At 51.6% G+C, this 19,538-nt stretch carries 15 protein-coding genes and 2 tRNA genes; 11 read left to right on the top strand and 6 right to left on the bottom strand.

Annotation, left to right across the window (positions count from 1 at the left end):
• Positions 1 to 207: 207 nt before the first annotated feature.
• The 4 genes from yoeI (at position 208) to tsuB (ending at position 3,077) form a co-directional block, all read left to right on the top strand.
• Positions 208 to 270 (top strand): membrane protein YoeI, encoded by a 63-nt coding sequence (gene yoeI, locus B2Q93_RS21285; RefSeq protein WP_100245854.1) that lies wholly within the window; start codon positions 208 to 210, stop codon positions 268 to 270.
• Positions 260 to 1,618 carry an APC family permease gene (locus B2Q93_RS15815; protein WP_046884827.1) on the top strand — a complete coding sequence of 453 codons (1,359 nt, stop codon included), beginning with the start codon at positions 260 to 262 and terminating at the stop codon, positions 1,616 to 1,618. The genes yoeI and B2Q93_RS15815 overlap by 11 nt, the downstream gene beginning before the upstream one ends.
• Positions 1,619 to 1,775: 157 nt before the next feature.
• Positions 1,776 to 2,831 carry a thiosulfate utilization transporter TsuA/YeeE gene (gene tsuA, locus B2Q93_RS15810; RefSeq protein ID WP_207292026.1) on the top strand — a complete coding sequence of 352 codons (1,056 nt, stop codon included), beginning with the start codon at positions 1,776 to 1,778 and terminating at the stop codon, positions 2,829 to 2,831.
• A gap of 18 nt (positions 2,832 to 2,849) precedes the next feature.
• Positions 2,850 to 3,077 (top strand): thiosulfate utilization sulfurtransferase TsuB/YeeD, encoded by a 228-nt coding sequence (gene tsuB, locus B2Q93_RS15805; protein ID WP_286933729.1) that lies wholly within the window; start codon positions 2,850 to 2,852, stop codon positions 3,075 to 3,077.
• 33 nt (positions 3,078 to 3,110) lie between these two features.
• Here tsuB and sbcB read toward each other — a convergent pair whose 3' ends face one another.
• Together sbcB and B2Q93_RS15795 are read right to left on the bottom strand one after the other, a co-directional pair.
• Positions 3,111 to 4,535, bottom strand: a complete 1,425-nt coding sequence (gene sbcB / locus B2Q93_RS15800) for an exodeoxyribonuclease I (protein WP_286933727.1) — start codon at positions 4,533 to 4,535, stop codon at positions 3,111 to 3,113.
• Between the two features lie 1,565 nt (positions 4,536 to 6,100).
• Complete coding sequence (locus tag B2Q93_RS15795) at positions 6,101 to 7,243, bottom strand: acyltransferase family protein (protein ID WP_286809525.1); 1,143 nt, start codon at positions 7,241 to 7,243, stop codon at positions 6,101 to 6,103.
• A 1,116-nt stretch (positions 7,244 to 8,359) separates the two neighbouring features.
• On the opposite strand from B2Q93_RS15795, the gene dacD reads away from it, so the two are divergent.
• The 4 genes from dacD (at position 8,360) to B2Q93_RS15775 (ending at position 11,788) form a co-directional block, all read left to right on the top strand.
• Positions 8,360 to 9,532, top strand: a complete 1,173-nt coding sequence (gene dacD, locus B2Q93_RS15790) for a serine-type D-Ala-D-Ala carboxypeptidase DacD (protein ID WP_154298776.1) — start codon at positions 8,360 to 8,362, stop codon at positions 9,530 to 9,532.
• Positions 9,533 to 9,651: 119 nt separating this feature from the next.
• Positions 9,652 to 10,125: a DNA gyrase inhibitor SbmC gene (gene sbmC, locus B2Q93_RS15785; protein ID WP_286933726.1), complete on the top strand. Its 474-nt coding sequence runs from the start codon at positions 9,652 to 9,654 to the stop codon at positions 10,123 to 10,125.
• A 101-nt stretch (positions 10,126 to 10,226) separates the two neighbouring features.
• On the top strand, positions 10,227 to 11,285 hold the full coding sequence (locus B2Q93_RS15780) for an FUSC family protein (protein ID WP_207292022.1): 1,059 nt from the start codon (positions 10,227 to 10,229) through the stop codon (positions 11,283 to 11,285).
• Positions 11,286 to 11,452: 167 nt separating this feature from the next.
• Entirely contained in the window at positions 11,453 to 11,788 is a 336-nt protein-coding gene (locus tag B2Q93_RS15775) for a DUF496 family protein (RefSeq protein WP_040074937.1), read from the top strand.
• A gap of 117 nt (positions 11,789 to 11,905) precedes the next feature.
• Here the strand turns inward: B2Q93_RS15775 and B2Q93_RS15770 are convergent.
• Positions 11,906 to 11,981 (bottom strand) — tRNA-Asn (locus B2Q93_RS15770).
• A 193-nt stretch (positions 11,982 to 12,174) separates the two neighbouring features.
• Here B2Q93_RS15770 and B2Q93_RS15765 point away from each other — a divergent pair.
• Both B2Q93_RS15765 and B2Q93_RS15760 read left to right on the top strand, forming a co-directional pair.
• On the top strand, positions 12,175 to 13,638 hold the full coding sequence (locus B2Q93_RS15765; RefSeq protein ID WP_286933725.1) for an EmmdR/YeeO family multidrug/toxin efflux MATE transporter: 1,464 nt from the start codon (positions 12,175 to 12,177) through the stop codon (positions 13,636 to 13,638).
• An 80-nt stretch (positions 13,639 to 13,718) separates the two neighbouring features.
• Positions 13,719 to 13,794, top strand: a tRNA-Asn gene (locus B2Q93_RS15760).
• A gap of 53 nt (positions 13,795 to 13,847) precedes the next feature.
• Here B2Q93_RS15760 and B2Q93_RS15755 read toward each other — a convergent pair.
• The 3 genes from B2Q93_RS15755 to shiA form a co-directional block, all read right to left on the bottom strand.
• Positions 13,848 to 15,623, bottom strand: a complete 1,776-nt coding sequence (locus B2Q93_RS15755; protein WP_286933723.1) for an aminopeptidase P family protein — start codon at positions 15,621 to 15,623, stop codon at positions 13,848 to 13,850.
• 18 nt (positions 15,624 to 15,641) lie between these two features.
• Entirely contained in the window at positions 15,642 to 17,096 is a 1,455-nt protein-coding gene (locus B2Q93_RS15750; protein WP_040074940.1) for an AMP nucleosidase, read from the bottom strand.
• A 113-nt stretch (positions 17,097 to 17,209) separates the two neighbouring features.
• Complete coding sequence (gene shiA / locus B2Q93_RS15745) at positions 17,210 to 18,523, bottom strand: shikimate transporter (RefSeq protein ID WP_286933722.1); 1,314 nt, start codon at positions 18,521 to 18,523, stop codon at positions 17,210 to 17,212.
• Between the two features lie 332 nt (positions 18,524 to 18,855).
• Here shiA and B2Q93_RS15740 point away from each other — a divergent pair, with 332 nt between their 5' ends.
• The gene (locus tag B2Q93_RS15740; protein ID WP_286933721.1) at positions 18,856 to 19,530 is read left to right on the top strand and encodes a fimbrial biogenesis chaperone; all 675 of its coding nucleotides are present in this window, start codon (positions 18,856 to 18,858) and stop codon (positions 19,528 to 19,530) included.
• Positions 19,531 to 19,538 lie beyond the last annotated feature (8 nt).

Raw genomic sequence — 19,538 nt, 5'->3', positions numbered from 1 at the left:
TTTGCATGCCTTCGCAATCTATTGCATTACTGCCAGCAGATGGGGCAAAATGCCGCCGCTGCAAACAAATGAATAATCGACGATATAAAAGGCGTCGGTTATTTTTTTTTGCATGTACGAAACGAAACTAAAACCAAGAGGCCGGGCTTCGTACCGGATAGATATTTACTAAAATCCGACAGTTGTTGTCGCTGAGGAATAAACGAAATGGGGCAATTTTTCGCTTACGTGGCGGTTATCACCGTAAAGGAGATTAACTATGTCGCATAACGCAACTCCAAACACCTCTCGCGTGGAATTACGTAAAACCCTTACGTTGATTCCGGTTGTTATGATGGGCCTTGCCTACATGCAGCCGATGACGCTGTTCGATACATTCGGTATCGTATCAGGCCTTACTGACGGTCACGTTGCAACGGCATACGCCTTTGCGCTGGTCGCGATTCTCTTTACAGCGCTGAGCTACGGTAAACTGGTTCGCCGTTTCCCGTCTGCAGGCTCTGCATACACCTATGCTCAGAAATCCATTAGCCCGGCTGTTGGCTTTATGGTGGGCTGGTCATCTCTGCTGGACTACCTGTTCATGCCGATGATCAACATTCTGCTGGCTAAAATTTACTTCGAAGCGCTGGTACCTTCTATACCGTCGTGGATTTTCGTTGTGGCGCTGGTGGCCTTTATGACCATCTCTAACCTGCGCAGCATCAAAACCGTGGCTAACTTCAATACCCTGATCGTTATTCTGCAGATGGGTATTGTGGCGGTTATCGTGGGTCTGATCATTTATGGCGTTTCCCACGGTGAAGGGGCAGGTACGCTCACCAGCACCCGTCCGTTCTGGTCTGAAGGGGCGCACGTTGTGCCGATGATTACCGGCGCGACCATTCTCTGCTTCTCGTTCCTCGGCTTCGATGGTATCTCCTCGTTGTCTGAAGAGACCAAAGACGCAGAGCGCGTGATTCCGCGTGCCATCTTCCTGACGGCGTTGATTGGCGGCCTGATCTTTATCGGTGCTTCCTACTTCCTGCAGCTGTACTTCCCGGATATCTCTCGCTTTAAAGATCCGGACGCGTCACAGCCAGAAATCATGCTGTACGTTGCGGGTAAAACCTTCCAGTGGGGCGTGCTGATCTTCTCCAGCGTGACCGTTCTGGCATCCGGTATGGCTGCACACGCAGGGGTTTCTCGTCTGATGTACGTGATGGGCCGCGATGGTGTGTTCCCGACGCGCTTCTTCGGTTATGTTCATCCGAAATGGCGTACCCCGGCATGGAACGTGCTGCTGGTCGGTGCGATCGCACTGCTGGCCATCAACTTTGACCTGGTAACCGCAACCGCGCTGATCAACTTCGGTGCGCTGGTAGCCTTTACCTTCGTTAACCTCTCGGTTATCTCGCAGTTCTGGATCCGTGAGAAGCGTAACAAGACGTTGAAAGACCACTTTAACTACCTGATTCTGCCAGTTTGTGGTGCCCTGACTGTGGGTGCACTGTGGGTTAATCTGGAAGAGAGCTCCATGGTTCTGGGTCTGATCTGGGGTGGTATCGGTCTGGTTTATCTGGCTTGCGTGACCAAAAGCTTCCGCAACCCGGTACCGCAGTACGAAGACGTTGCATAATCGATAGCGTTGAATAACAAAAACCGGAGACATCGCCTCCGGTTTTTTTATATCTGAAATAACTAAAGGTTCTAACCAGGAACATTTGGTTATTTGTCCCTGCCCGGCGAGTCATTAATAATTTGCCTCCTGATGTTTTGCTGGCTTATTAATAATTATGCTCTCTATGATCTTTAGCGGACTGTTCTGCGGCGCGCTGCTGGGTTTTGTTATGCAGCGTGGGCGGTTCTGTCTCACCGGCGGTTTTCGCGACATGTACATTGCGAAAAACAACCGCATGTTTTATGCCCTCTTAATTGCTATCTCCATCCAGAGTCTGGGCGTATTTGCGCTCATTCAGATGGGACTGGTGCAGTATGATGCCGGCACCTTTCCATGGCTTGGTACCGTAGTGGGGGGCTATATCTTTGGCCTGGGTATCGTCTATGCAGGCGGCTGTGCCACCGGAACCTGGTATCGCGCTGGCGAAGGGTTGATCGGCAGCTGGATTGCGCTCTTCACCTATATGCTGCTGAGCGCGGTAATGCGTTCACCCCATGCGGATGGCCTCAATCAGGTGCTAAAAACTTACAGTACCGGGCACAACTCTATTGCCGAGACCTTTGGTTTCTCCGTCTGGCCGTTGATAGCGCTGTTACTGGTGGTCACGCTCTGGGCTGTAAGCAAAGAACTGCGTAAACCTAAGCTTAAGGTCGCGTCATTGCCGCCGCGCCGTACCGGTCTTGCTCACTTGCTGTTTGAAAAGCGCTGGCATCCCTTTGTCACCGCCGTTCTCATTGGTTTGATCGCGCTGCTGGCGTGGCCACTGAGCGAGGCGACAGGGCGTATGTTCGGTTTAGGGGTGACTTCCCCGACAGCCAATATTCTGCAGTTCCTGGTAGCCGGACAGAGCAAGTTCCTGAACTGGGGCGTCTTCCTGGTGCTGGGGATTTTCCTGGGTTCCTTTATTGCCGCGAAGGCCAGCCGCGAGTTTCGTGTACGCGCCGCAGATGCGCAAACCACGCTACGCAGCGGCCTGGGTGGCATGCTGATGGGAGTAGGCGCCAGTATGGCCGGTGGTTGCTCTATCGGCAATGGCCTAGTCATGACGGCGATGATGACCTGGCAGGGCTGGATTGGTCTGGCCTTTATGATCCTTGGCGTATGGACTGCGTCATGGTTTTTATATGTCCGTCCGCAACGCAAAGCGAAACTTGCGGCTGCGACGGCCTGATGAATAACAGGAGCTGTTATGGCGATTAAAAAACTGGATGTGGTGACGCAGGTTTGCCCGTTTCCACTGATTGAAGCAAAAGCCGCGCTGGCTGAGATGGCCAGCGGTGATGAATTGATTATCGAATTCGACTGCACGCAGGCGACAGAAGCCATCCCACAGTGGGCGGCAGAAGAGGGGCACGCGATCACAGATTATCAGCAGGTGGGTGATGCCGCGTGGAGCATCACCGTTCAGAAGTCCTGAGCCAAACGCCCTCCCGGCCGCGGGAGGGCGTAATCAGACGATCTCCTGGGCGTATTGATAAAGCGCCTTCAGTAGCCCAAGCTTCTCGTTATTACCTTCATACTGACCGTAGAGCATCTCCAGCTCCTGGGCGTAAGCCTGCAAGAACTCAGGCGTAAAGACGTTGCGACGATGCTGCAGCCAGCGCGCCTGCTCGTCTTCATCCAGCGTGCCGGGAAAGTTACGGGCACGGTAATTAAAGATAAGCTTCTCTATACGCGCATCGGCAAAGGTCAAATCCAGCGCGGGCAGATTACGTGGTTCGGTTTGCAGTACGATGTTCATTGCCGCACGGTCCGCATCGCTGAAGAAGCCGTTATAAAGCTGGGCATCCACGTTATCTGATGGCGTGAAAGGTTCGGCTTCGGCGAAAATTGCCACCACTTTCTCACGCACCTGGGGATTCTCGCGAAGCACCTTCAGATTATCCAGACAGCGCTGACGGTCGATACCCAGCCGGTCAGCATCTTCCGGACGCAGGGTATTGGCCTGCGCCAGTACCGGGCATTTATTGACGTGCAGTAGCTTCACCGGCACGGCGGACTCGTCGCCCAGTGCATCTTTAGGCGTATACAGCCGCTCGCGCAGAGTATCGCTATCCAGATCCAGCAGGGGAGAGATGTCCCCCGCCAGGTCTACCATAATCACCGCGTTACGGTTTTCCGGGTGCCAGGCCAGAGGGGCTACCCAGCTGGTGTTACCCCGCCAGGCGCCAAACATCCCCGAGACATGGACCAGGGGTTTCATTTGCGGGACGTCGATGAGGGTAGTCAGTTTCTGCTTACTGCGGTGGCTCAGCAGATAATCGAACAGCTTCGGCTGCTGCGCTTTCACCAGCTTTGCCATGGCAATGGTGGCGTAAACATCCGCCATCGCATCGTGGGCGTTACTGTGTTCGATACCGTTAGCACGGGTTAGATGCTCAAGTCGAAAACTGGGCAGCCCTTCATCGTTTTCAGGCCAGTTAATCCCCTGCGGACGCAGGGCGTAGCATGCGCGCATCACATCCAGCAGGTCCCAGCGGGAGTTGCGATTTTGCCAGCTCCAGGCGTAAGGATCGTAGAAGTTGCGGTAGAAAATGTTGCGCGTCACTTCATCATCGAAGCGCACGTTGTTATAACCCACCACGCAGGTATTGGGTACGGTAAACAGATCGTGAATACGGCGGGCAAACTCCGCTTCGGTAACCCCTTTAGCGCGAGCTTCCTGCGGCGTAATGCCTGTCACCATCACTGCGCCGGGTTGAGGCAGATAATCGTCTGCTGGTTTGCACCAGAACACTTCCGGCTCGCCGATAATGTTGAAGTCGGCATCGGTTCGGATAGCTGCAAACTGGGCAGGGCGGTCCAGCGACGGGCTGGTACCAAAGGTTTCGTAATCGTGGAAAAGGAAGGTAGGTTGTTTATCGGTATCTGCCATTGTTTCACATTATCCAAATTCGTTTATTAACTGCCTGTTACCATTCGAAAAACAACCCTTTCTACACCTGAGTTTGTCCACGAACGTTTAAAATGCCTCGATGTCCATGTGATTGAGCGTACAGGAAACGTACCAAACCAAACCACTCGTTCGAGCGTACCAAATATTATCTATAGGCATCGCAACTTATTCAGCATCCCAGTAATGGTAAACCATAATCGGGTCCACAAGAAGTGCCGATGCTGATTGGGCTTGAGGCCACATTTATAGTGAATGACCCGATTTCGATATTGGCATTAATGGAAAGGGAAATCTCGGTGGGGTGTTATTAATATATACCAATCTTTTGAACTCAAGAGGCTCTGCAGATTACTACTTAAATGCGAGACCGTTATCTCATTGGCGCAGAACCGCATACATAACGCCTCGATTTCTGATTCGGAATTATGTCAAAATTCTTCTCATACAAGGGCTATGATTATTTACCAGTTTACTATTAATGTTACCTCGCTGATAAATACTTATGAGGATGGTATGAAAATGTATTTTTTATATATAAAAGGCTTGATTAGCTTGCCCAACAAAGTATTCTATAGTATGGGGAATCCAGCCGGAACTTGTTATAAAGGCATATTGCCAGCTGTTTTATTAGATAACAAAAGCTAATGCTAATAGCGACGAATACTGCTGAGATAGTTCATGCCTGCTGTCAGGAGGGATTGCTCCGAATAAGTTTACACAGTGTTCAACTGGTTGTATTCGTGTGATGAGCGTTTTTTACATTTAAGATATCGCTAATCCTCAAAAAATAACCCTTACAAGATTGGTGTAAAAAAAGTAATGACCGTGCTTTAATCTATATTTGAAATTTATTACTGGATTTAAAGGTTTCTCAATATTAATAATCATCACTTGCATATGTTCATTGTATCCTTGCTTTCTGTTGCTTTTGTCTCTTGAGGGGAGGCTGGTTAATTAAGCAATAAGATATATAAACCACTCCATTTAATGCTTTATTATAAAGGGCTAGTGTTTAAAATGCTTATGAATAAGGTGAGTGAAACTGAAAATATATTCAGCTAATTAGATGTTAACCGACCTTTGATTCGGTCTTTCAGATGGCATGTAGATATATTATATTCATAAAATGAGGTGGGTTGACTTTGATTAAAAATTTCAGGATTTCTCTACCTCTGATTATATAGAAAATGGCGTGTTAACTTTTTGTTATAAGGGCTATGAAAATTGTTGAAGAAGAGATGACGGTTGTTGAGAACACTTATGACATACCCTCTAGGTATTAGCGCTTATTGAATGCAGGAGTTAATATCATCCATCATTTTTCTTTTAACGTAAATGATTGTAGTGCCATGATTTATATTCCAGGAAATTATCGGGTCGATATGAAATGTCTCTGCTGATATGGCCGATGCAAGCGCCATAAGTAACTTCTAAGATTAAGTGATAGCGCAGGCTCTTATGCGGATAGGTCCATTTTAAGCAGCCTGCGAATATTTTTTGCTCCATTTGCGTGAGTGGAAACAACGCGTCATAGAGTAGCGCTTTTAATATCGAGCCTCGGCTGTGATGTTTTTAGAAAAGCCATTCATGAATCTTTTCTCAATCCAAACATATGTAGCGCAGCATATGACGCATAGTAAAATGAATAACAGCACCACTACAGCTGCAGACGTTAGTGTATACATTTGGAGTTGGTATTGTTTAAGCATTATGAAAAAAGGGAATAATATCGGTCCCTGCATTATATATATGCTATAGCTAATCGTTCCAAGCCTCTTGGCTGACTTCATAGATAAAGAGCCAAAAATATCAGAACCGCAGGTTACGCATAGGAAAATTAAGGCGAGGAGAGGAGTCCCTGTGACGGAAAAAAAACCAGGTTCAGATACAAAAAGAACTAGCAATGATAGTAATGCTAATGAGCTGGCAACTTTGTTGTTTATCTTAACAATTAGGGACAATTCCTTACATAAAATTCCAAATGCGAAGTAAGACCAAATATATGCGTTTTGTGCATCTATCTGTGGAAGTAGATAAAAGCATAATGCGCAGCCGGCAATTGCGAATTCTAGGCCCTTATTTCTGAAAATGAACAGTAGAGGCAGTAAGAAATAAAATAACCACTCCCATTTCAAAGTCCATGTTACCCCAGCCATAGCAACTTTAGGGGTTTTGAAGTTTGTGAAATCAGGTCTAAGGTTAAATATAGAAGCATCAAACCAGGGAATAACATTTTTAACGTTGAAAAAAAATCCATCTGTTTGGTATGAGTATATTGTTACCATTATTACGGCAAGGAATGATGAAAATATAGCCATTGGCACTATTCGGAGTGCCCTTCCTCTGTAGAGTGACGCCCAGTCGATGCTTTGTTTATTGCGTATCTTGCCCCAAAAAAGAAATGCTGTGATCATGAAAAATAAAGCTACACCATACTTACCAAGTGCCCACAGGTAGTATTGTGATGGTGCCCACTTTCCTGTATCTATGAAACTATGAAAACAATCAATGTGATGCAAGACAACAAATGCAGCCAGATAAAATCTTAAGCCATCAAGACCAACAACCCTGCTAGGTGCGCTGGATTCTTCGTCAAGAAAACTGAAAAAATGTGCACGGAATAATATCGATACCGACAAAATAGAAGCAACAAAGATAAGCAAAAAATATAAAGAGTGATTCATCATAAAACTCACTAATAACGTTCCATCCGGTTAGTTAATGATGGTGTTCGGGCGCAGTGGCCAAAGAGTGTTCAGAGCATTTTGGCAGAAAAAGTTCAGCCTGAGTCAGTATGTGAGTCAACAAATTGAAAATTCGCATACTACCGAGCTTCTCGCACATCTAATATCTGAAATAATCAAGATCAAAGATATTAGTGAATTCTGAGAAATGGAGATTTTAGCAAACATTCTGGACTTAATCGACAGCTATAACAGTTGATATTGAATATATTTTGAGAATTTGTGTAGGGCATTACATGGGCAACATCTACGCTATACCAAGCGCCATTGACATTGTAATCAAAGGCGAACCTAACGGGGACTAAACTGTTTCAAAGCTGCATTTTTTAAGCAACGATTTTATAGTCAATTGGAATAGGCCTTTGTATGAAACCAATCAGGGGATCAAGCATTAGCTAAAGACCCTTAATTATAACTCCCGAAATGGAGGCGAGAACTGCTAGATCATGTTCCATAACCCAAACAGGGAGTTTTACGTTAGCTTTCAGTCACTGGTAGTAGCCTGATATTGAGCAGCGACAGTCGCTAGCCAGTTGCTGCCTGAGCGTTGCGAGTGGAGTCATAGAGATTGCCGACGGTCACGCTAACACCAAACCAGTATTAACATAAGGCGTTCATAACAAGCGATGTGAGTCAACAGGAGAGGAGGCTATGGTAGCGGCAGAAGCAATTGTTCGGATGACTGCTTTATCAACCGAGCGCTGTAGAATAATAATTATCAGTAATGTAAAAACCAGTCGGCGTGCCTTATCATATATCTAATAAAACACTCAAACGTTAAATCTCATATTGGTAGCGACTATAAGCAGTTAAGCGCTTAAAAATAGATCGTCATCAGCGCGGCGGAGTCAGACACCAGTAATACCATCCTGTTTGTAAGTCACCCTCTATAGTAAACCATCCGCTCAGGCACGCCGAAGAAAAAGCGGTCGAAAAGATGAAAATTGCGGACCTGCCTCGCAAAAAAATCTGCGCTCTGTCACATTTCATTGCAATTTATCCAGGTATCGACATCAGAACTTCCGTAAAAAGGTCAACGATTTTAAATGACCTGAGGATATACCGTTGAAACGCCGTCTGTTTATTGCAGTTTCTTTGCTCGCTGTAAGTATTTCATCCGCGCTGGCTGCCGACCCGATTGATTATGCGCCGCAACCGCCTGCTATACAGGCAGGATCATGGGTATTGATGGATTATACGACCGGGCAAGTTTTAACGGCGGGCAACGAACATCAGCAACGTAACCCGGCCAGCCTCACCAAGCTGATGACCGGCTATGTTGTTGACCGTGCGATTGATAGTCATCGCATCTCTGCCGACGATGTGGTCACCGTGGGGCGCGATGCCTGGGCCAAAGGGAATCCCGTTTTCGACGGTTCCTCACTGATGTTTATCAAACCCGGCGATCGCATTACCGTACGGGATTTAAGCCGCGGTTTGATTGTCGATTCCGGAAACGACGCCTGCGTGGCGCTGGCCGATCATGTGGCAGGCGGGCAGCCGCAGTTTGTGAACATGATGAACGACTATGTGCAGAAACTGAATCTGCGCGACACCCATTTCGAAACCGTGCATGGCCTGGATGCGCCGGGGCAGCACAGCTCGGCTTACGACCTGGCAGTACTCTCCCGCGCGATTATTCATGGTGAGCCGGCGTTTTATCACATGTATAGCGAGAAGAGCCTCACCTGGAACGGTATTACCCAGCAAAACCGTAACGGTCTGTTATGGGATAAAAATCTTGATGTTGATGGTCTTAAAACCGGGCACACCTCCGGTGCCGGCTTTAACCTGATCGCCTCTGCGGTGGATGGTCAGCGACGTCTTATTGCCGTTGTGATGGGTGCCGAAAGCCCGAAAGCGCGTGAAGATCAGGCGCGCAAGCTGCTGCACTGGGGCCAGCAGAACTTTGATACTGTGCAGATCCTGCGCAGCGGCAAGCAGGTCGGAACCGAGCGTATCTGGTACGGCGATAAAGAGAAGATTGCGCTGGGTACCGATCAGGATTTCTGGCTGGCGCTGCCGAAGGCGGAAGTGGCCAATATTAAAGCGCGCTATGTCCTGGATAAAAAAGAGCTTGAAGCGCCGATTGCTGCGCATCAGCGCGTCGGCGAAATCGCCTTATACGATCGCGACAAAGTGGTGGCGCACTGGCCGCTGGTCACCCTTGAGCCTGTCGGGAAGGGGGGGATGTTCTCGCGACTGAGCGACTATATTCACCACAAAATATAACCTGCCTGCGAGCAGACTGGCGACTCTGCGAGTCTGCTCGCATAATAAACACTTCACGTTTGTCACACCGCTTTTTACTGCTTTATAGTGTATGAATATACAGTGATAAAGGAGGCAGCATGGACTATAACATTTCGCATCAACCTAAACGTAAAATCGCGGGTTTTCACCTGGTCGGACCGTGGGAGCAGACGGTAAAACAAGGGTTCGAACAGCTTGTTATGTGGGTCGACGGTCATGACATTCCCTCACAGGAATGGCTGGCGGTCTATTACGATAACCCTGATGAAGTGCCTGCGGAAAAACTGCGCTGCGACACCGTCGTCCGCGTCGCCGACGATTTTACGCTGCCTGCCAATAGCGAAGGGGTGATCCTGACCGAGGTCGCCGAAGGCGAATATGCCTCTGCCACTACCCGTGTCGAAAATCACGATTTCGCGACGCCCTGGAATCATCTGTTCGCCAGCTTGCTGGAGGACAACCGCTACCAGATCGCGCCAAAACCCTGCTTCGAACGCTATCTGAACGACGGTAATGCCGACGGCTACTGGGATATCGAAATGTATATTCCGGTACAGCACAAAGCGGGCTAGTCACCTTTAGGCATAGAATCTAAAGGGTTTTTCTGCCGCAGACCCCTCTACGGCAGAAAACCAGTTACAATCAGACTTTATTCAATGGCTGGAGAGCGGGTGTGCGCCCCGATAAACCATTAACCTCGTCTGAAATTCGTCTCTATCGTCATTACCGCGTGGTGCATGGATGCCGTATCGCGCTGGCGTTTATCCTTACTTTCCTGCTTGTGCGCCTACTGCATGTGCCGGAAGGGACGTGGCCGCTCATCACCCTGGTGGTAATTATGGGGCCAATCTCTTTCTGGGGTAATGTGGTACCCAGGGCATTTGAACGTATCGGCGGCACCATCTTAGGCTCGGCTCTGGGCCTGATTGCCCTGAAGCTGGAGCTCTATTCATTGCCCTTGATGTTGCTCTGGTGTGCGGCGGCGATGTTCCTTTGCGGCTGGCTGGCGCTGGGTAAAAAACCTTATCAGGCACTGCTGATTGGCATCACCCTGGCGGTGGTTGTCGGTGCGCCAACGGGGGATATGAATACGGCACTGTGGCGAAGCGGCGATGTGATACTGGGTTCACTGCTGGCAATGCTCTTCACGGGTATCTGGCCGCAGCGGGCATTTCTGCACTGGCGCATTCAGATGGCTAACTATGTGACGGCCTTTAACCGCGTTTATCAGGCTGGTTTTTCCCCTAATCTTGTTGAGCGCCCGCGCCTGGAAAAGCGCCTGCAAACCATCCTGAATGACGTAGTGAAAATGCGAGGTCTTATTACCCCCGCCAGTAAAGAGACGCACATCCAGAAGTCTATTTTTGAGGGGATCCAGACCGTCAGTCGCAATCTGGTCTGTATGCTGGAGCTTCAAATCAATGCGCACTGGGCATCGCGAGAGAGCCACTTTGTGATGCTCAACGCCCGTACCCTCAAAGAGACGCAGCAGATGACCCAGCAAACGCTGCTCACTATTGCCCACGCCCTGTATGAAGGCAATCCGCAGCCGATTCTGGCCAATACCGAAAAGCTGAATGAGATCGTTGCCGAACTGCGTGAGTTGATTAATGAGCATCAGAGCCAAAACGTGGCGGAAACGCCTATTCATGGCTATGTATGGTTGAGTATGGAGCTGGCGCGTCAGCTGGAACTGCTTTCGCACTTAATCTGCCGGGCGCTGCGCAAATAAAGCGCAGCCATTACGTTGAGTGATGTCTGCTGCTTCGATTCAGCACCATTTACGGTTATGATAAGACCAAAGCAAAAATTATTGTCATCCGCAATCGCTGTCAGTAAGGTTACTGCCATAGCGGTTGTTTAAACGAATCCGAATCTCACATTATCAGGGGTGTAAAAATGGAAACTACCAAGCCTTCGTTCCAGGATGTTCTGGAATTCGTCCGCCTGTTCCGCCGCAAGAACAAATTGCAGCGTGAAATTCAGGACGTTGAGAAAAAGATCCGTGACAACCAGAAGCGCGTACTGCTGCTGGACAACCTGAGCGATTACATCAAACCGGGTATGAGCGTTGAAGCTATCCAGGGCATCATTGCCAGCATGAAGAGTGACTACGAAGACCGCGTAGATGATTACATCATCAAAAACGCTGAGATCTCCAAAGAGCGCCGTGAGATCTCGAAAAAGCTGAAAGTGATGGGCGAAATGAAGCACGTGGAAGCCAAAAGCGAGTAACCTCCGCCAGCTATCCAGGCCCTCCGATTCGTTCGGGGGGCTTTTTTTTGCGCCTTACATAAGGCCGTTTGGTCACAGAAAAGCAAAAAGCCTGCTCGAAAGCAGGCTTCTTAAATGTGGCTCCTCTGACTGGACTCGAACCAGTGACATACGGATTAACAGTCCGCCGTTCTACCGACTGAACTACAGAGGAATCGTTGTGGAGCGTTATCTTAGCGGCGAAAAAAGTTTTGTCAAACCTGATCTTAACGCATTTTGTTTAACTGACGATTCATTCAGCATATTGACGCATTAACCCCCACTTTTTTCTGCAAAATACTTTGCAGGATCGTCTATTCTCCCTCATCATTTGAAATGGAGTTTCAACTTTCTCGCTAAGGTCCATTTTGAACGTCACTTCCGCTTTACGCCAGCGCGTCATGCGTACGCCCTGGTATACCAAACGTAAAAGTTATCGGGTTCTGTTCTGGCGTGAAATCACCCCCCTTGCTGTGCCTATCTTTCTGGAAAATACCTGTGTATTGCTGATGGGCGTGCTGAGCACCTTCCTTGTCAGCTGGCTGGGCAAGGAGGCGATGGCGGGCGTGGGCCTGGCAGATAGCTTTAACATGGTCATCATCTCCTTCTTTGCGGCTATCGATCTGGGCACCACGGTGGTGGTGGCGTTCAGCCTCGGAAAGCGCGATCCGCGACGCGCGCGCGCTGCTGCCCGCCAGTCGCTGGTGATCATGACCTTGTTCTCAATAGTGCTGGCGGCGGTGATCCACTATTACGGTGAAGAGATCATCAATATCGTGGCGGGTGAGGCGACAAACGAGGTTAAGGCCCTGGCGCTCTCGTATCTGGAAATGACCGTGCTGAGCTATCCCGCGGCCGCCATCGCCCTGATTGGCAGCGGAGCCTTGCGCGGGGCAGGGAATACGAAAATTCCGCTGATGATTAACGGCGGGATGAACATACTGAACATCATGATCAGCAGCGTGCTGATCTACGGTATTTTTTCCTGGGATGGACTGGGCTTTATCGGCGCCGGGCTGGGGCTGACCATCTCTCGCTATATTGGCGCGATTGCTATTATTGCTGTGCTGGCGGTGGGGTTCACTCCCTCGCTTCGCATCAACCTGAAGAGCTACTTTCGGCCGCTTAACTTCGCCATTATCTGGGAGGTGATGGGTATTGGCGTGCCGGCCAGCATTGAATCCGTATTGTTTAACAGCGGAAAATTACTGACGCAGATGTTTGTTGCCGGGATGGGCACCGACGTCATCGCCGGCAACTTTATTGCCTTTTCCATTGCGGCGCTGATTAACCTGCCGGGGAACGCCCTCGGCTCGGCATCCACCATCATCACCGGTAAGCGCCTGGGCAAAGGACAGATTGGCCAGGCCGAGCGGCAGCTCCGCCATGTTTTCTGGCTCTCGACCATTGGATTAACCGCCATCGCCTGGGTTACCGCGCCGTTTGCCAGTCTGATGGCCTCCTTCTATACCCATGAGCAGGATGTAAAAGATGTGGTAGTGATCCTGATCTGGCTTAACGCCGCCTTTATGCCGATCTGGGCTGCCTCCTGGGTGTTACCTGCCGGTCTGAAGGGGGCACGTGATGCACGTTTTGCGATGTGGGTCTCCATGCTCGGTATGTGGGGCTGTCGTGTCGTGGCCGGGTACACGCTGGGTATCATGCTGGGATGGGGTGTGGTCGGCGTCTGGCTGGGGATGTTCCTTGACTGGGCGGTACGCGGCGCGTTCTTCTACTGGCGAATGGTGAGTGGGCGCTGGCTGTGGAAATACCCGCGTCCGGTCCGGGAAGCGCCAAAAGAACGACTTATAGATGCGCAAACTGGAGAATAATTCGGCAATCGATTCAAAATGTGCATTCTGCCTTTGACATCGCCGGGTGGCATCGATAATATGCGCCCCGTTCACACGATTCCTCTGTAGTTCAGTCGGTAGAACGGCGGACTGTTAATCCGTATGTCACTGGTTCGAGTCCAGTCAGAGGAGCCAAATTTAAAAAGCCTGCTTTTAAGCAGGCTTTTTGCTTTTCTGCGTCCGGGAATTTACCCCTTCTGGCGCTGAATCGGGGCGGTTGCGGCAAGTAGCCACTGCTGCGCCTCACTCTCTACCAGCGGCATGAGTACCTCCCGCACCTGCTGGTGGTAGTCGTCCAGCCACTGTTTTTCCTGCTCGCTCAGCAGGTGCAGTTCCACCTGACTCAAATCGATCGGGATAAGCGTCAGCGAGGCGAATTTGCAAAAGCCCGGCAGGCTCTCTACCACTTCCACCTGGTTTTCAATACGAATGCCATACGCATCGGCCAGATAGTAACCCGGTTCGATGGTCATAATATTCCCCGCCACCAGCGGCCATGGATTGACCTTTTTCGCGATGCGGTGCGGGTTTTCATGAATTAGCAATTGATGCCCCACGCCGTGGCCGGTGCCGTGATCGAAATCGAGACCCAGCTCCCACAGAGGTCTGCGGGCAAAGGCGTCAATCTGGTGTCCCTGGGTGCCGGACGGGAACTGCAGGCTAATCATCGACAGAAAACCTTTGAGCACGGCCGTATAGTGCAGACGACACTGAGCGCTCAGCGGGCCGTAGGCCAGGGTGCGCGTAGCATCGGTGGTGCCATTATGATACTGGCCGCCCGAGTCGTTCAGATAAAAGTCGCGGTGGGTGATGGCCTTGTTGGTGCTTTCGCTTGAGTGGTAGTGGCACATTGCCGCATTACTGGCGGAGGCTGAAATGGTGGCAAAACTGGGTTCGATAAAGCCGGGCTGTTGCGCGCGGAAAGCCAACTGCTGTTCTTGCGCTTCCAGCTCGGTGAGCGGATTGCCTGCCGCCTCACGCCGGGGCACTTCGCGTGCCAGCCAGGCGAGGAAATTAATCCATGCCGCGCCGTCATACTGGTGAGACTGACGATAGCCCGCCAGCTCCACCGGGTTTTTTAGTGCCTTCATCAGGGTGATGGGATCGGCATTCCAGACGATCTCACCCGATTTTTCTACCGCAAAACGCAGGGCTACGGGGGCGGTATCGGCATCCATCATCACGCGCTTGCCCGCCGAAAGATGCTGGCTCCGGGAGAGGAAATCACCTTCTGCAGAGAGGGTAAGGCTCGCCAGTAGCGCAGGCGAGAGCGAGCGGGTCTTATCGGCGTTAACAAACCACTCGACGCGACCATCGCGTCCCAGCAGGGCAAACGAGTTGGGCACCGGGCTGGTTGGAATATCACTGCCACGCACATTCAACAGCCAGGCGATGTTGTCCGGCTGGGTAATCGCCAGGTAATCCGTATTGTGAGCATCAAGCAGGGCGGCGATGCGCTGGCGTTTGTCGGCGCTGTTCTCCCCGTTGTACTCATAGGGCATTTCGCGGATAGCCCCAACCGGAGCCGGGGGGCGATCGTGCCAGATGTCGTCGAAGGGGGAGTCATTCAGCGGCACCAGCGTACACTGGCTGGCACGCAGAGCGTCGTATTGCGCCGGGGTCATCAACATAGCTTCAAACGCGATACGCGCACCGGGGCGGAGATTCTCGCGCAGCCAGGGGGCCAGCGGATCATTGTGCAGATGCAGGATCTCGAAGGCGTCTAAATCAACCTGCTCACGAACCTGAACCTGATAGCGGCCATCGACGAACATCAGTGCGCGATCCTGGAGGATCAACGCATGGCCCGCCGAGCCGTCAAAGCCGGTCAACCAGGCCAACTGGTCATCGTGCGGCGCGCAGTATTCGCTTTGAAAGGCATCGGCCCGCGGCACGATAATGCCGTCAAGGTTCTGCGCACGAAGCCATTCGCGCAGCGCGGATAGAGGGGATGGGGTTTGCATATCGCTCCTTTTTTATTATTAGCGAAACGGCGGCTCGTTAAAGGTTCGCAGTTTGCGCGAGTGCAGCTTATCGCCTTCGGCCCGCAGCCGATCAATGGCCCGAATGCCAATCTGTAAATGTTCGGAGATCGCTCCCTCGTAGAAGCGGTTCGCCTGCCCGGGCAGCTTAATTTCGCCGTGTAACGGTTTGTCGGATACGCACAGCAAGGTGCCGTAAGGGACGCGGAAACGGTAACCCTGGGCAGCGATAGTGGCGCTTTCCATATCAATGGCCACCGCGCGGCTCAGGTTGAAGCGCAGCGCTGAGGCGGAGTAACGCAATTCCCAGTTGCGGTCATCGGTAGTCACCACCGTACCGGTACGCAGGCGCTGTTTAACCTCTTCACCCGGCATACCGCTCACCTCTTTCGTGGCGTCGTAGAGCGCGCGTTGTACTTCGGCAATGCTTGGAATAGGGATGTCCGGAGGCAGGACGGCATCCAGCACGTGGTCATCACGCAGGTAAGCATGCGCCAGCACGTAATCGCCAATCAGCTGGCTTTCACGCAGGCCGCCGCAGTGACCAATCATCAGCCAGACATCCGGGCGCAGCACAGCAAGATGATCGCAGATGGTTTTGGCATTTGACGGTCCTACCCCGATGTTAATCAGGGTGATGCCCTGGCCGTCGGCGGTGATCAGGTGCCAGGCCGGCATCTGGTGTTTTTTCCACGCCAGATCAGAAATGGCCTGTTCTGGCGCCTCGGTCTCGGCGGTTATCCAGATCCCGCCTGCGCAGGAGAGGGCAATGTACGGGCTATCCGGATCGAGGATCTGGCTGCATCCCCAGCGCACGAACTCATCCACATAGCGGGTGTAGTTAGTGAACAGCACAAACGGCTGGAAATGTTCTGCCGGGGTGCCGGTGTAATGGCGCAGACGCGCCAGCGAGAAATCCACCCGGCGCGCATCAAAGTGCGAAAGGGGGGAATACTCGGCCGGATGGTAGATACCGTCAGCGGTCTCATCACCAATTTGCGACAGCTCGGTGGTCGGGAAATGGCGCGTCAGCCCGGCGCTCATGGAGCGATCCAGCGTCAGGGCAGAGCCATCTATCACGTAGGGATAGGGGATCTCGTGGCGCGAAGGCTCTACGGTGATATGGGCGTCATAATCCCGATACAGCAGCGTTAACTGCTCTTCCAGATAGGGGCGAAACAGCATCGGACGGGTCACGGTTGTGGAGTAGCAGCCCGCGTGCGTAAACCGGCCATAGGCGCGGGTTTTGGGGGAGTTGGTCACGCTGCCATCCCAGGTGACGGAAAGCGATGGATAGACAAACAGGCCGTTGGCTCTGGCTTCCACATCAGGAAGCGTACCGTCTTCAATATAGTCACTGATGGCACTACGTAAATCGCTTACTGACTGCTCGTACAGCGCGTTCAGTTTTTCCAGTGCCTGAGCCGGGGTGAGGCCGGAGCCCTTATTATTCATCTCTTTCTCCTTGTTCCACAGGTGTACGACATACCCGATAGTATGACACCGTCTTATGAAACAAAAGTCAGGCAACGCGAAGCAGCGAAGGCAGAACGCCTTCGCTGTAGAGATTATGCGTGGGCGGGAGATTTCATCAGCAGGGCGGTGAGGGCTGAAATCAGGCAGCCCCCCAGCAGATAGATTGCCACGCTGTGCCAGTCGCCACCGGAGAAGGTCACCAGTGCGGCGGCGATAAAGGGGGTGAAGCCGCCGCCGACTACGCTGGCGACCTGATAACCGACCCCTGCGCCGCTATAGCGATAGCGGGCCCCGAACATGCCGGTGAACATCGGCTGCTGCACGCATACCACCATGTCATGGGCCACGTTCGCCAGTAGGACAGAGAAAACCACAATCCAGAAGATGGACTGCGCTTCCAGAGCCATAAAGAACGGAAAGGCGCTGAGGCTGCCGATAAGCGCGCCGGTGATATAGACCCGACGACGACCATAGCGATCCGCAAGCCACGCGAAGCAGGGGATGGTCAGGCAGCTCAGCCCACCCACCAGCAGGCCGATATTGAGAAATAGCTCGCGCGGCAATCCCAGATTTTGCGTGGAGTAGTTCAGCGCGAACGCCGTGACGATATACATCGTCAACAGTTCACACAGACGAAGGCCGATAATTTTCAGGAATGCGCCCGGATGGCGGATCAGGGCCTCCATTACCGGTAAGCGCTCTTTTGCAACTGGTGTGGTTTGCTGCTGTTCAAATTCGGCGGACTCTTCCATCCCGTTACGCACCCACAGTGCGGCAATCACCAGCACGATGCTGAAGAGAAACGGAATGCGCCAGCCCCAGCTCAGAAACTGCTCATTGGTGGTGAGGGCACTTATCAGCGAAACCAGACCGGTCGAGAGCAGGAGACCCACCCCGTAACCCACCTGTACGCCGCTGCTGTAGAAAGCTTTCTTTTTCGCAGGTGCGCTCTCGACGGAGAGCAGTGCAGCACCCCCCCATTCGCCGCCTACGGCAAAGCCCTGAATGGCGCGCAGGGTGACCAGCAGAACCGGAGCCCACCAGCCAATCGTGGCAAAAGAGGGCAGTAAGCCAATCAGCGCCGTGGCAATCCCCATCATCCAGACGGTAAGCATCAGCATCCGCTTGCGGCCCAGCTTATCGCCGAAGTGGCCGAAGATAATCCCGCCCAGCGGACGAAAGAGGAACCCAACGCCAAAGGTGGCAAAGGCGGCGAGCGTTCCCATCGCCGGGCCTATCTGCGGAAAGAATTCACTGTTAAAGACCAGCGCAGCGGTGATGCCATATAACAGAAAATCATACCAGTCGACGACGGCACCAGCGAAGCTGCCGAGGGCTGCCCGGCGGGCACGATTGAGCGAAGGTGCCTCCGGGTCGGGGCAAGGGGAGGTGAGGGTGGAATCCATAGTTATCCTGTCGGTCACTTATTTCTTTTTATAGGTATCGATTAAAGATTACTCACATAGCCGTCGCCGAAACATTGGCAACGCTTATGAGACTACCGCGACTGCGCACAGGAGAAAACGATTAAATCGTCCGGAGATGAAAACCGCCCCGCCGGGCCATGCCAAAGCCTGAACGGGCACGCCATCAGGAGCAAGATGTTACGCGAATAAAATTACACCGCGCCTCGATTGTTGCCTATGACGAAGCATTAAATAATAGATGTTAGTAATAAATAAGCCGGGTACGGCAGATGTCAATAGCGTTATCAGCCACATGAAATAACGGATTTTTAATGAAAGCTCTTCAGAAGGCATTATTAACTTTGTTGCTGCTGTTATATATCACGTCGGTTAACGCCGGGGTGAATATCGGCGGCACTCGCGTCATTTATGACGGCGGGAAAAAAGAGGCAGCACTGAGCGTTTCCAACCCGGACAACGTGCCCTATTTAATTCAGTCCTGGCTAGATAATCCGGATAAAAGCGCCGGGAAGGTGCCTTTTATTATTACGCCACCGCTTTATCGACTGGATCGCGGGCAAGAGAACGTGATGCGCATCGTGCGGGCGGGAAATCTGCCGGATAATAAAGAGTCGATGTACTGGCTTAACATTAAATCAATTCCGGCGGCTGAAAAAAAAGCCAACTCATTGCAGATCGCGATAAAAACGCGCATCAAATTAATATATCGCCCGGTAGGACTGCGAGATAAAGGGGCGGAAAACTTCGCCAATGACCTGGTGTGGCGAATCGCCGGCGGACAAATTCTTGTCAGCAACCCCTCTCATTATTATATGAATTTTAACCAGATTACGGTTGCAGGGAAAAATGTCCCCGAGCCCACCTACGTTGCGCCTGGGGCATCGGCCGCTTTTGCCTTACCCGCGGGCGTTAACACCGGGCCGGTGACGTTCAAATTGATTAATGACTATGGTGGCGTGGGTGCCATTCATCGCGCCGCTATTTAACGGATATA

The organism is Leclercia sp. UBA5958 (genome assembly GCF_002430365.1).
Taxonomy (GTDB): domain Bacteria; phylum Pseudomonadota; class Gammaproteobacteria; order Enterobacterales; family Enterobacteriaceae; genus Enterobacter; species Enterobacter pneumoniae.
Note: the sequence above shows the minus strand (reverse complement) of the source record. Positions and strands in the feature narration are given on the sequence as shown.